At 40.0% G+C, this 14,411-nt stretch carries 9 protein-coding genes; 2 read left to right on the top strand and 7 right to left on the bottom strand.

The genetic code is table 11. The features are described 5' to 3' along the window. Nucleotides 1-363: 363 nt before the first annotated feature. Both HRT55_RS06115 and HRT55_RS06110 read right to left on the bottom strand, forming a co-directional pair. Complete coding sequence (locus tag HRT55_RS06115) at nt 364-3,603, bottom strand: efflux RND transporter permease subunit (protein WP_291619702.1); 3,240 nt, start codon at nt 3,601-3,603, stop codon at nt 364-366. A gap of 2 nt (nt 3,604-3,605) precedes the next feature. Beyond that, nucleotides 3,606-4,838 carry an efflux RND transporter periplasmic adaptor subunit gene (locus HRT55_RS06110; protein ID WP_291619700.1) on the bottom strand — a complete coding sequence of 411 codons (1,233 nt, stop codon included), beginning with the start codon at nt 4,836-4,838 and terminating at the stop codon, nt 3,606-3,608. Between the two features lie 432 nt (nt 4,839-5,270). On the opposite strand from HRT55_RS06110, the gene HRT55_RS06105 reads away from it, so the two are divergent. Continuing rightward, a complete protein-coding gene (locus HRT55_RS06105; RefSeq protein WP_291619698.1) occupies nt 5,271-6,125 on the top strand; it encodes a S1-like domain-containing RNA-binding protein in 855 nt (284 codons plus the stop codon). A 186-nt stretch (nt 6,126-6,311) separates the two neighbouring features. Here HRT55_RS06105 and HRT55_RS06100 read toward each other — a convergent pair whose 3' ends face one another. Continuing rightward, nucleotides 6,312-8,825, bottom strand: coding sequence for a TonB-dependent receptor (locus tag HRT55_RS06100; protein ID WP_291619696.1), 2,514 nt, complete (start codon nt 8,823-8,825; stop codon nt 6,312-6,314). Between the two features lie 128 nt (nt 8,826-8,953). Beyond that, nucleotides 8,954-9,283, bottom strand: coding sequence for a hypothetical protein (locus HRT55_RS06095; protein ID WP_291619694.1), 330 nt, complete (start codon nt 9,281-9,283; stop codon nt 8,954-8,956). 202 nt (nt 9,284-9,485) lie between these two features. Here HRT55_RS06095 and traF point away from each other — a divergent pair, with 202 nt between their 5' ends. Next, the gene (traF, locus tag HRT55_RS06090) at nt 9,486-10,769 is read left to right on the top strand and encodes a conjugal transfer protein TraF (RefSeq protein WP_291619692.1); all 1,284 of its coding nucleotides are present in this window, start codon (nt 9,486-9,488) and stop codon (nt 10,767-10,769) included. Nucleotides 10,770-11,022: 253 nt separating this feature from the next. Here the strand turns inward: traF and HRT55_RS06085 are convergent, their stop codons facing one another. The 3 genes from HRT55_RS06085 to HRT55_RS06075 form a co-directional block, all read right to left on the bottom strand. Then, entirely contained in the window at nt 11,023-12,165 is a 1,143-nt protein-coding gene (locus HRT55_RS06085; protein ID WP_291620431.1) for a succinylglutamate desuccinylase/aspartoacylase family protein, read from the bottom strand. 45 nt (nt 12,166-12,210) lie between these two features. Further along, entirely contained in the window at nt 12,211-13,458 is a 1,248-nt protein-coding gene (locus HRT55_RS06080) for a PLP-dependent decarboxylase (protein ID WP_291619689.1), read from the bottom strand. Nucleotides 13,459-13,635: 177 nt separating this feature from the next. Beyond that, nucleotides 13,636-14,385 carry a 2,3,4,5-tetrahydropyridine-2,6-dicarboxylate N-succinyltransferase gene (locus tag HRT55_RS06075; protein WP_291619687.1) on the bottom strand — a complete coding sequence of 250 codons (750 nt, stop codon included), beginning with the start codon at nt 14,383-14,385 and terminating at the stop codon, nt 13,636-13,638. Nucleotides 14,386-14,411: the final 26 nt, after the last annotated feature.

Raw genomic sequence — 14,411 nt, 5'->3', positions numbered from 1 at the left:
TTCGCTATTATGTGCTGATGCATTTTATTAGCAGTATTAAGAGGGCATTTCTTAGCAGTATTAAAGGTCATTAGTTATAGCATTAATTTCCCTTAAAAAACATCCTATGATAAACAGCTTTAACCAAAGTATTGCCGCAATATAAATAACATAGCCAATTTATAGCGCACAATATCTTTACTAGCCAATGGCTTAATTTTTAGCTTACCTAGCTATCTTCCTTTTGACTAGCCTAGTGTTCGCCAAATAATGCCATTAACAGGGCAATAAAAAACCACCGACGAAGCGGTGGTTTTCACTAAATGATTATTGCCTGCCGATTAAACGGCGCTGGCTTAACTGAGCTAAGTTAACTTAGCTGCCTTAAGCTTTAGTTGTATCCGCAGCATCCGTACCAAATAACATGCGTTTAATGGCGTTGATAGTGCGTCTTGACAGCATACGTATATCTTCAATGATCAAGTAAAGGCTAGGAATAAACACTAAGGTGACTATAGTGGCAAATAACACACCAAACGACAGTGATACCGCCATGGGGATCACTATTTGCGCCTGAGCACTGGTTTCAAAGAAAATAATAGGTACTAGGCCAATAAAAGTAGTAATTGACGTTAACATGATGGCGCGAAAACGCTTGGTGCCCGCATGTATTACTGCATCTTTTAAGCTCTCACCACGCTGCCTGGCCTTATTGACAAAATCCACCATCACCAAAGAGTCATTGACTACCACGCCCGATGCCGCCGCAATACCAAACATGGATAACACACTTAAGTCCAAGCCTAATATCAGGTGACCGAATACCGCACCAATGACACCAAAAGGGATAACGGTCAAAATCATCATTGCTTGTGAGTAAGACTTTAATGGAATAGCCAACAGTGAAAATATAATCATGATTGAAATCATTAGGTCACGGAACTGCTCCGCGGCACCATCCATTTCTTCCTGAATACGTCCAGACACTTCACTTTTCACCAATGGGTATTTACGCAATAACTGTGGCACAAAATTATCACGGATATCTTTAGCCACTTTAAAGGGCTCAACTTGTTCGGCATCAACACTGGCCCAGACATTAATAGTGCGGTTACCATCTTCACGACGAATACGCGTAACACCATCGGTTAATTTAATTACAGCAAGCTCAGATAAAGGCAATTCCGCGCCGTTAGGTGCTTGGATCATGACATCATCAACATGGCCAACACTGCTACGTTGTTCAAGCGGATAACGTACCATCACTTTAACTTCTTCACTATCGCGTAAAATACGCTGCGCTTCTAAGCCATAAAAGCTATAGCTGACTTGTGAGGCAATATCTTCCAACGTTAAACCTAAACTATAGGCCAAGGGCTTTAATGAGAACTGCACTTCCTTAGCACTGGTTTGGCGAGAGTCATTAACATCACCGACACCTTTAAGTGAATTAAGTTTCAGTTTAAGTTCTTGCGCTGCCGCCAGTAACTGAGCATCGTCCTGACTTTCCAGTCTAAAGGCAATATCACCATCATCTCGGCCACCGCCAAACAAATTATCACTAATGGTTAGCGATTTAACACCTGGGTAATTAGGAATTGCCTTACGCCAGAGATCGGCCAGTTCAAAAGTGTTGATAGCTCTTTCTTTTGGAATAACTAGCTTAACCATCACTTGACCGTTAGTTCTGCTACGCAAATCAACTTGCATATCAGAGATCATTGAACTGCCATATTCAGCTTCAATATCTTTATCAATTTTATGAATAATACTTTCAATGCTGAGTAGGGTATTTAAGGTGGCTTTTTCCGAAGCATCTATGTTCATTTCTACAGAGATACGAGGGAAATCATGAGGGATTTTAGGTTGGCCAACATAGCGAACTAAACCACCACCAAATAAACCGGCACTTATTAACATCAAGCTAATAAAAAACATCAGCACCGCATAGCGATATTCAATAAACCTTATTAAAGCCGGACGATATACATTTTCAATAAAGTTTTTTAACTTAGTATCAATCCAGGCCCTAAGTCTATCCAGCGGGTTTCTAGGATTAAACTTTTTCACCTTCATTTTAACCAAATGCGCCGGTAAAATAAGTTTTGATTCAATGAGTGAGAATATTAGACATAAAACCACCACTCCACCAATGGCTTTACCAAAAGCAGCGGACGGACCTTCACCAAAGAGGAAGGGTAAAAATACCGCAATAGTAGTTAGTACACCAAAAGTGGCAGGCATAGCGACACGTTTAACACCGCGAATTACATTGTCAGTAGTGTGACCGTGCTCTTCAATTTCATCGTGGGCACTTTCCCCCATAACGATGGCATCATCAACAACAATACCCAGCACCAATATAAAGGCAAACAAACTAATAACGTTGATACTGACACCGATAAATTCCATCGGCATAAATAATAACGTGCCTAAGAAACAAACAGGCAAGCCCATCATTACCCAGAAGGCTAGGCGCACCCGTAAAAATAGCGCTAACATCAAGAATACTAATACCGCACCACTTTTCATGTTGTCGAGCATCATATTCAAACGGCCATTGAGGTAATAAGTCATATCAACCCAAGTTTCTAGCTTAACTCCTTGCGGTAAAATAGAGGCTTTATCTTCAACATAGCGATTCATAATATCGGCAATATCCGTAATACTTTGATTCGCTGAAGCGCCGATAAAAATAGTGATGGAGTTTTCACCATTAAATTTGGAATATTGTAAACCTTCCTGGAAACCATCATTAATGGTAGCAAGCTCACCAAGTAGTACTTTGCTGCCATCTTCGAGGGTAATAACAGGAATTTGTGCAAACTCATGGCCACGATAGGCTTGGTTTTCCACCCGTAAGTTGATATAGCCATTAGCTGCGCGTATCTGTCCCGCCGACATATTGCGGGAAAAACTACGTACTGAGTTAGCGACATCGCGGAAACTTAAGCCGTATTCACGTAATTTATCTTTACTGACTTCAATCGATATTTCATAGTCTAAGCCACTGTATAATTCAGAAATACTGATGCCAGGTAGTTGCTGTATTTCATTATGAATTTTACGACCAAGCTCTTTTAACTCACCATTGGTTAAATCACCATAGAGTGAAATATACATTACTTCTTGACGGAACTTCTCTCGTTCCACCTTGATTCGTTCCATACCGTCTGGAAAACTTGGAATCGCGTCAATGGCTGATTTTACCTCCTCCAGTACAACTTGCGGATCATAATCAAGCTCAACTTCAAACCAACCGTTGGAGTAATTTCGGTTAGAATAAGTTATCACTCGCTTAAGACCTTGCACTGATTTCAGCGCCTCTTCGACCTTAATGGTAATGCCTTCTTCAACCTCTTGTGGTGCGGCTCCTGGATAAGGTGCGGCATATGAAATCCAGTTAAATTCTAACTGCGGAAACATTTGTTTATTAATGGTCAGTGCCGTTAAGCTGCCACCAATCAAAATAAAAAACATAAGTAGGTTGGCAGCAATACTATTACGAGCAAACCAGGCAATAATGCCTTTATGGGTATCTATATCATCATGAGGTCGATTCAAGTTTTCGCTATCATTTTGCTCATTACTTCTTTGTTCATTAGTTTGGTCATCAGAGCTCATTACTATTCTCCTGACTCTTTGTTACTTGCCATTTGAGTTTCACTTTGCTCAGCTTCAAGCTCTTTTTCTTCCAGTTGCTTTTCATCACTTATTAAGGCTAGCTGCATACCATCAACAGGATAATCAAGTGCAGAAACAATCAGTTGATCACCATCAGCTAAACCGTTAGCAACAACAACATGGCTGCCTTGCTGACGAACAATATCAATGGCAGCATAATGTAATTTTGACTCACTATCTAAGATAGCGACTTTACCATTAACCACTAAATAGCGCGGCACTAAGCTTGCTTTGCTGATGTCATAACCCATAATTTTAGCATTAACATAACTACCAAAACGTAATGGTGCAGCGCTGCTATCACTTGATTTTTTTAATCGATAAGGGTCGTTAATTTCAGCCACTAAATAACTCATACGGCTTGTGCTATCAATAACACCTTCACTGCGCGCTATTTTTGCTTGCCATAGCGTGTCCTGGCCAGCATAAGTGCCAATAAGGTTAACTTGGGCATTAACGCCTGCTTTAGTGGACTTTGTTTTAACTAAAAAGGCTAATTGATTATCTGCCACGGGCAAGCGAATCTCTGCAATTGCAGTGCCCAATACATGACCAATTTTACTACCAACACTTACAAAGGAGCCTAAGCCAACATTACGACTGTCAATCATGGCATCATAAGGTGCGCGAATTTCGGTGCGTTCTAAATTGCGTTCGGCACGTAAAACTGAAGCTTGCGCAGCTTTCACCCGTGCTAGTTCTTGCGCTAGTTGTGGTTTACGTAAACTTAGCTCTGTTGGTGAGCTATTTTCAATTTGTCTCCACTCACGCTCAGCTACTTTACCTTGGGCAAGCTCAGTTTCTAATGCCGCTCGTGCCGAAGCCATTGAGGCTTGGGCATCAATCAGCGCAGCATGATAATCACTGGGATCAATACGTGCTAATAACTGATCTTTTTTGACAAAGCCTCCGCGAACAAAGATATCACTCAGCTCAACAATTTCACCATTAACCTGAGCGACCAATTGTGTTTCATATTTAGGTTTGACCATGCCGTAAGAATTTACTTCTAGGGTCATTGGTGCCACGGATATATTTTCCACGGCAACGATAGGTGTATTATCTACTTTCTCTTTTTCTTCCGGTGGCTTTTTCATACTAGAAAAGCCCACCATTACGGCAATGCCGGTAACTAAGATAACTATTGGTATAATAATTTGTTTTTTAGTGGCCACTTTTAATCCCTTTCTCTCTAAAAGTTTAATGTTTTTTATTTGCTCTAGCGCTTTCTTGCTGGCAAATTTATATTTATTTTATCCTGCTAGAATAACCAATTATTGATTACGGTTATTAACAAAGATGTAACTCGGTATTACAAAATCCACGCCAGGTACTAAATTTGCACATTAAAAGCTTAGCGATAACAATTAAAACCCCTTACTTCCAAAGAGTTACAGATTATTTTATGGCGGACAATATATAACATCTAAATTCACAGCAAAATAAAATTATTTCTGTTTTAGTCTATTTCACCATTTCTTTAGTTATTTATGCATTAGCATCGACAAAATCACCACTTATGCCGAAACCATAAGCAATATTGAAATCATTGGGTATACCCCTGTGAATGCGTTACAATATGACAAATTCTCTCCACGGCACCTCCCATGACAAACCCACAAATAACCACGCAAGCCACCATTGGTAAATACAATCAACTAAATGTTGTTGCCATGGCAGACAATGGCGCTTACTTAGATGCGGGTGACTTAGGTGAAATCCTATTACCTAAACGTTATGTACCAGAGTCATGCCAAGTCGAAGATACTCTTGCCGTGTTTATTTACCGCGATTCTGCAGATCGATTGATTGCTACCACGGAAACACCTTTAGCGCAGGTGGGCGAATTTGTTTCTTTGAAAGTTATTGAAGTCAATAAAATGGGCGCTTTTCTTGATTGGGGCTTGCCTAAGGATTTATTGGTGCCTTACAACCAGCAACACACCGCAATGGAAGTGGGTAAATATTACTTAGTCAGAGTTTTTCTTGACCAACTCACAGACCGTATAGCCGCCTCAAGTAAGTTAGATAAGTTTATTGATATATGGCCGGCAGAATACCAACAAGGTGATAAAGTAAACTTAACTATTGGTGGTAAAACAGATTTGGGTTTCAAAGCTATTGTTAACGATCTACATTGGGGTTTACTTTACGATAATGAAATTTTTCAACATCTTAGAGTTGGCAAAAAAATCACCGGTTATATTAAACAAGTTCGTGAAGATGGCCGTTTAGATCTTATTTTAACCCGTGGTAGTAAAAATAAGGTTAATGATTTTTCTGAGAAGTTGTTAGCACATATTGCTGACCGTGGTGGTATTAGCCCACTACATGATAAAAGTTCGCCAGAGTTGATTCAAAGAACGTTAGGGGTGAGTAAAAAAACCTTTAAAGCGACAGTCGGAAACCTATTGAAAAAAGGTAAGATTACTATTATCAAAGATGGCATAAAGTTAGTTTAATGCCAGTTTCATTAAGTTTGTGATCTTGTTGTACAGGTAAAAAAATCAAATAAAAAAGAGGCTATAACAATGTTATAGCCTCTTTTTTTATACTTGACTCGTCCTAAATAAGGTTGACACTTAGCTATCCTGATAATAGCCGAACCAACAACTTTATTAACGTAAGTGGCTCGGTATTAATAAACCTTAAAAACTACCACGAATACCAACACTAAAGTTACGTCCAGGTAATGGCGCTACCTCTTTTAGAAAAGATGAATGCACTCGCGCATGTACATTGGTTAGGTTTTGCCCTTTCATATACAAGGTTAAATCATCACCAACGCCTGCAAGGTAATAATTAAGATGCGCGTCAACCATGGTATAACTATCCGTGGTAGTTTCTAGCTCGGCAATATCCGTTTGTTCAAAGTAATGACTAAAACTCAGTTCACTATCAAAGCTATCAGCTTGGTAATTGACAATAGCGCCAATTCTCATTGGTGGGATACGTGGTAGATTACCGTCCTCGTTATTATCAATCAGTTTAGCTCGAATATAGTCGGCAAATAAGCTGGTTTTAACTGCCGATGACACTTGATAAACAAATTCAGCTTCAGCGCCATACATTTCAACATCAGCTTGTTGATAAACTAAGATAGGTAAGCCACCTTCATTCTCATGTTCATCTGCATGACCATGGGTGTGATCTTCGACAAAAAATAAGCCGGTATCTTGTTGGTAATAATAATCGTCAATGCGATTATAAAAGGCACTAACAACATAGCCAAAGTCACCTTTAAATTTTCGTAAAGTCACATCTAGGTTCAGTGATGTTTCGACGCTAGGCCCTTGCTCAGCTAACTCGATATGAATTTCATCACCGTGTTGATGAACATCAAACATTGCGCCTACTTCAAAGGTATTGGTGCCTATATGTGGACCAAAAGAAAATAATTCTCCCGAAGTGGCCGCACGTTGTGAGAAAGCCACTGACAGCCCTAAATTATACCCGGGTTGGTAATCCCATACTAAACCTGCTGAAGCACTAATGGGGGTAAATGATTGCTGCTCGAATGATATTAAGGTTTCATGATGATCATGACCTGATGGCTCAGAATGCTGACCCTGGTGAGAATCTTCAAAACCAATTAAGCTATCATCGGCATCTATAGTAACTTGCTCAATTCTAGCGCCCAATTGCAATAAGACCGGACCAAAGTGTTTCTCTTCTAACCATGCAGCAGCGAACATTTCCGACTTAGCTGGCGGCGAGAAAGCCTCCTCCCCCATTGCTTTAAAATCTGATGATTTATAATGTAATGTCCACGCACCTTGCCAACCGGAAAAGTCGTGATGGAAAAGGTCAACACGCGCTTCAGTACTTTTATTGGTAAAAGTTGTGCCAACCAAGCCCGACTCAATTTCTTGATGTTGATAATCACTGTAGGAAAATTTTGTACCGACTTTACTAATAAAGCTTTGTTCAAAATTATACTCGCCCAGCACTTGCCACCTATCTTGCTGCATTTTGGCATAGACACCTTCATCTACATCAAGGCTAGTGGTTAAATGCGGAGCATGCTCTTCACCATGGCTATGTCCTGGAATTCCGTATTCTCTATTCATAAAGCCATAGGAAAAGCCGATAAAGCCATTATCAAGTAAGTAACTTGAACCAAAGGTGGCACCACTGGCAGTAGAGGCACTATTTTCTAAGCGGTCCTTGCCGTGCTCTTCATGCTCAGCATCCGCTGTATGATGTTCTTCGTCATGACCTTCATCATGCCCTTCTCCATGAGAATCAGCTTCACCGGCCAGTTTATAATCTTTAGAATCGCGCCAAAAACCATCTAAATGAAAAGCGATATTATCGATACCCGTTTGGATATTGATTGCCGCCTGTTTTTCATTGGAAACATCGTTATATTGTAACAAGTAGTCAACTTGTTCATCAGTACTTGTTGGTACACGATCATCAACCACATTAACCACACCACCAATAGCACCACTACCGTAAAATAGCGTTGCTGGGCCACGTAATACTTCTATTTGAGTAGCCGTACTCGTTTCGGTTGCCACAGCGTGATCAGGACCAATACGTGATGCATCGCCAACGTCTAAACCATTTTGGGTAATAAGTACCCTAGGTCCATTTAAGCCCCTAATGATAGGAGTACTGGCAACGGGGCCATAATAACTAGAGTGAACACCCACTTCATTTTTTAGTGTTTCACCTAAGGTTGACGCTTGTTTCATTTTTAATTCATCGGCACTGAGGACATTTATAGGCAATGCTGACTCTATTGAAGAGGTATGTAATGGCGTTGCATGCACATCAATGATTTCCATCACCGAGGCTGACAAAACAATATTTAAACCAGAGATATTACTTTCACCGACAATAACTTGCTGATTACTATGACTGTAATTTTTTGCACTGATATGAAGCTCGAAATTTCCTTGTTTAATATCGGTGAAATTAAATATTCCTTGTTTATTGGAACGTACTTGCTGTGAGCTATTACCTAATGCCACCATAGCATTATGAATTGGCTGGCCTTGTTTATTTAGTACAACCCCAGATAAACTCTGGGCTAAGCTAACATGACTAAAACATAACAGGGTGCCAAGGGTAGATATTACACTGGCCTTCACAATTTTTTTAACAGGTGATTTCACTCGAGTATTGATACTCTTTTGAGAGACAAAAAATGACATAAACGGGTTTCCGATAATTTTTTAGGGGATGTATGCCGCCTGATAATTAAAATTTACAGACAGGCAACTAGGAGAGGAGTTAGCTATTTGAACTAAGCTCTTCACCATAAAAAGACACAATAATAAAATTACAGAGAGTTTGGCGGTGCTCTTAACTGCGGGGTAACATATGCAGAGGTAGCAAGTACGACCCTGATAATTCGAACTTTTATTATACTGGCTATACCCGTTGATACTAGGTATAGGCCAATAGAGTTCGGTGGAGAATCAATGCCTTGTTGGCATAAGTGACAGTCATGCTGTTCAAAATTTGAAAATGCGTCAAACTCTACTTGAGTATAATGCTCACTATGCGCAAAAAAAGTCGCACAAAAGAGCAAGAGCGTTAAAACACTCTGGCGAATTTGTCGCTTATTTATTAGAAGTCGAAGTTGACGTATAGCTAATGCATAGTTCATAGATGTTATACTATAACACTTAGCCAACTAACTCAATAATTGCTTTTCTTGCCATAGTGAATTTTTCGTCTACCTCCAATACAGCTATAAATAAAGGATTGAAATCATCATGCTAAACAGCTGCGCTATACTTTGTCCTGTTAGCCCTATATTTCTATTGGGTTGATTTGCTATGTTGTCTTATTAACACAAGGATTTATTTATGGCCTATTGCACTAATTCCCCGTTAAATATTACCTGCCGTCAAACATTTAAAAGAGCATTATTGTTAATTCCAGTCATGGCTATGACATTACCGAGTTACGGCGAAAGCTTTACCGCTAAACGTACCGGACAAGGCTTTACCGGCCTAACCCAAGACTTCACCTCATCATTGAGTAACCCTGCGTTACTGACCAAATTTGATAACGATGATGATGTTTTCTTCTCATTAAATGTTGGCGTTATGGCATCGGATAAATATGATGTTGCTGATACTGCCGAAGATATTAGTGACAACCTTGATAAATTAGCCGATGACATTAACGGAATTCAATTGCAAAATGTCCAATCATCAGAGCAACAGCAGAATTATTATAATGATTTAAATGAGCAAGTAGATGTTATTATTACTGACTTTAAAAAGATCGATGGCAAAGTTGTTAAGATCCGCAATGGTTTGAATTTCCAAATTCTCATTCCCAACCAGTATATAAGCATTGGCTTTTTCACTAATCAATATGGTCGCATCGGCGGTACCATGGATTACAGTGAAGGTGATGAAGCTATACTAGACCAAGCGGTGAATGACTGTACCAATATGCTTGATTGTAACTTAAACCTAAATAACCTTGAATCGGCCACTACAGCCGTAGGTTACTCAATTGCTGAAGCTGGTGTTATGGCCGCTTACCCTGCGGTTAAACACGCCAATTATGATTTAAGTATTGGCGCAAAATTAAAGTACCAACGCGTTGATCTTTATTTTAATCGCGTGCAAATTAGTGACTTTGATGATGATGACTTTGAAATTACCGATGACGAGAATATCACCGATGAAAGTGGCAGTAATATTGACTTAGGTTTATATATCGCTTGGGGAGTAGAGCGTCAATGGCACGCTGCGCTTGTTACCAACAACTTGATTAAACAAACCGTACATCATGTCGAACAAGATATAACCTTTACCTTAAAAATGACCAGTAGCTTTGGTTTGAGTTATCAAAATGACTGGCTCAGCTTAGCGACAGAAATAGACTTAACCGACCGAGAACAGTTTGCCTCTTTAGCGCCGTCAAAATATGCTGCCGCGGGTGCTGAGTTTCGTTTCTATGAACATATTCAATTTCGCTTAGGTTATCGTACTGACTTAAATGATGCTGATGATGACATTTATACTGCTGGTATTGGTATTTCACCTTGGGATGTCTTTGCTATTGATATTGCCGCTTTCACCGGCGATAACGATACTATTGGTGCGGCATTGCAGCTCAGCTTAAAAATATAGTCAGCTGCATAGGAAGGTAAATAGATTCACTTCATGGATATACTCATAGACACCTGCCTCAGTGAACGAGGGGAAATCCTGTTTAGCTCGCTCCTAGATATCCCTATCTCCGCGAACTAGCGTACATCCTGTTTTGCTCACTCTTAGATATCCCTATCTCCGTGAGCTACCGTACATCCTGTTTGGCTCGCTCTTAGATATCCTATCTCCGCGAGCTACCGTACATCCTGTACATAATAATAAAAGCTAAAGATTACAGTTTAAAGTAATTACAAAGTACCTTATACAACTCTGTGCCCTGATTAACGCTAGCAGAAGCAAAGTGTAAAATAGGAATAACTTCTTGCTCAAGCGAGACATAATGCAATGCCTCACCATCACCGTAATTATCCATACGCAGGATCCGTGCTAATGGCTCGCCGGCAGCTAAAGGTTTGCCAAATTCCGCAAGATAATCGACCATGCCACCCATAGGCGAATATAACGCTTTATAATCTTTCAAGTAACCTGCGTATCGAGTCATTTTTTGTGGCTGGTATTGCTCATTATCAATAACACCCTGATATTGTAAATAAGATAAAATACTTAAGGCATCTTGCTTAGCTACATCCAAGTCTATTTGCTCTTGCGAGCCAAGTTCAACAGTAAAACTTTCCTTATTAAAAGCCCCCTGTCCCATGGTGAATTTTCGCCCTAAAGTCTGGTAAGCCTGCTGTAAACTCCACCAAGGACAAAATGTTGCCTCATCCATAGCGCCACCGAAATCATTGGGAATTAATAACGTATGTTCAATATCAAAATATTTAGCACTGTCTTGAGCATATTCAGGGCAATATAAATGTTTACTGGAAATTGGCCCTGTATGTAAGTCCAAAACGATATCTGCTTGGTGAGCAAGACGCTGCAATTGATAAGCAATACGTTGTCCCGTAGTGAGCCCCCAAGTATTTTGCTCTAGCTTACTTTCAACTTCATTAACTAATAGTTGTTGGAATTTATCCTTTATATCGTCTTCGCTGGCATCTAAATATTGTTGTGCGAAAGGCTCAATCACACTTTCATCAAAGTGGTACATACGATTCCAGTTTACCCCAGTGATAGGATCAAAACGACCTAAGGTATACTCACCATTTTTGTGATTACAAGCGACGGGATTTGCATAAGGCACTAAAGTAATATTACCTTGTAATTTACAGTGCTGTAGTAGTTCAAGTAACTGGAAAATTACCGCGTTACCTTGTACTTCCGCACCATGCATGTTTGCCTGTATATAAACATTAGAACCAGTGTTGGAACCCGTATTGTTTTCAGCTTTAAAAGCATATACCGGTACGGTGAGTTTAGCGCCACTGGCCATTTCGCCCACTGACATAACTTCTTTGGTAAATTTATTCATCATCTTCTCTCAACTATCCCTTAACAATTGCTTAACTATTCCTAACTATGCCAAATATGATGAAGCTGGCTGAGCAGCTCTCACTTGAATAAGACTGCCATTTTGATAAACGTACTCGGCAGCTAATTCATGACATAAGAAAAATGGCATACTTTCAGTAAAACCATAAGCGCCGCAATAACCAAAGATTAACTGCTCACCAACAGCAATATCGCTAGGTAAATCTAACTGTCCGAGTTTATCCATGCTAGTACATAAAGGACCATGAAGATCAAAAGCCTGCATAGTGGTATTTTCACTTGTAAAACCTTCGCGTAGTATTTGTACCGGAAAGGGTTGTTCAGTAATTGCTGGACGTAATAAATGATTGATACCTGCGGCTAACACCAACTGCTCTTTGTCATAATTCATTTTCCTATCAACGACTGGCACAACATAATAGCCACACTCAGCAACAGCAAAGCGCCCTAATTCCAGCCACAATTCCTCTACGCCAGCTTTTTCTTTGATGATGGCTAAATCTTCAATAACTTTCGGCCAAGACAAAGTTTGCCCTGCGCCTAAATAATCAATACCTAGACCACCACCTAAATCTAGCACTTTTAAGCTCATACCTATGCTATTAGCTAACTCAGTTAACGGCGGTATCATTTGCGACCATAATGAAAACATTTTTTCATTACTGAGCATATTTCCCCATTGGAAAATATGTAAACCACACAGATCCAAGGCAGGATAGTTATCTGCATGAATATTCTGCCACTCAGACACCGATAGACCAAACGGCGTTAAACTATTACCACCTAGTGGGTTTTTCTCACCTTCATGCCATTGCAGCTGCACTCTAAGTAGCACTTTAGGCTTGTCTGCCTCAGCTGATGACAACTCCTGCTCCAGCACGACTTCATTGAGCCAGTTCAGTTGGTTTAAACTCTCAACGACAAAGGTACGTACTCCTTGCTTAACAAAGGAACTTATTTGCTTCTTTGATTTAGCTGGACCCGTATTCAATACTCGGCTTGGATCTATCCCCTGCGCTAATACTTGCGTTAACTCACCCGCACTGGCGACATCAAAATCAAAGCCAGCACCATCTAGGGTTTGAATAATTTTGGATAGCGGATTAGCTTTTACAGCAAACCATAACTTAATAACGTCTTGCTGCTGCAAGCTAGCCAAATGTGTTTTGAGCGCATCAAGTTGATAGACAAAATAGCCATGTTCATCGTCAGGTGATTTATGGTTGATTAACGCGTTTTCGATAGTGGTGTCGAACCAAGTGGGTTTAGTCATGATAAATGTTCTTTTAGGTGTTAAGACGTTAGGAATTTATATCGAGGGGTAAAATCAGCTATTAATTATTCAGCTTTAAGTTGTAAGGCTCAAACTAAAAGAAAAAGCACGGAGTTGATGAATATCAATGAGTACTTTTGATGCCTAGTTTGGACCTTACAGCGACAAGGTGAATAATTAACGTAAAATAGATTCTAACTCTAGAGAAGCATCACTTTGTTCATCACGGTATTTTACGATAAGTGCACAAGCCATGCTTAAACCTTGCGCTTGTGCCCACTCACCTTTGACAGGACGAGTACCAGGTACAACCACAGCACGTTCAGGAATTTCAGCACCCTTTTCACGCATAACTTGCTTTACACAATCATAAACAGGCACTGACTTAGACAGAGATACGCCCGGTGCTAATACTGCACCTTTTTTAACAACAATACCTTCAACAACCACAACACCCGCACTTAAAAAAGCATCGTCTTCAATAATTACCGGGCTAGCACCTATTGGCTCTAATACTCCACCAATTTGCACAGCAGCTGATACGTGAACATTTTTTCCTATTTGTGCACATGAGCCAATTAACGCATGGCTATCAATCATAGTACCAGTATCGACAAAGGCACCGACATTGATATAAGCAGGAGGCATAATAATAACGCCTTCAGCAACATAGGCACCAGCACGTACTGATGAGCCACCAGGCACTAAACGAACACCGTCTTCTGGTGAAAACTGACGAGCAGGTAAGTTATCTTTATCGACAAAACCTTGATAATTATCACTAAAGGCAACGTTTTTACCCGCTTTAAAAGCAGCTAAAATACCTTGTTTCACTTCAATATTTGCATGCCAGTTACCGGCTTCATCTTGGTTTGCCGCTCGTAAACTACCTGATTCTAACTGTGCTAATACATCTTGCCAGTTCATTTATTACTCCGCTTATCTGATAAAAG

It is taken from the genome of Colwellia sp. (genome assembly GCF_013214175.1).
GTDB lineage: Bacteria > Pseudomonadota > Gammaproteobacteria > Enterobacterales > Alteromonadaceae > Colwellia.
This window is presented reverse-complemented; position numbering and strand designations above follow the sequence as displayed.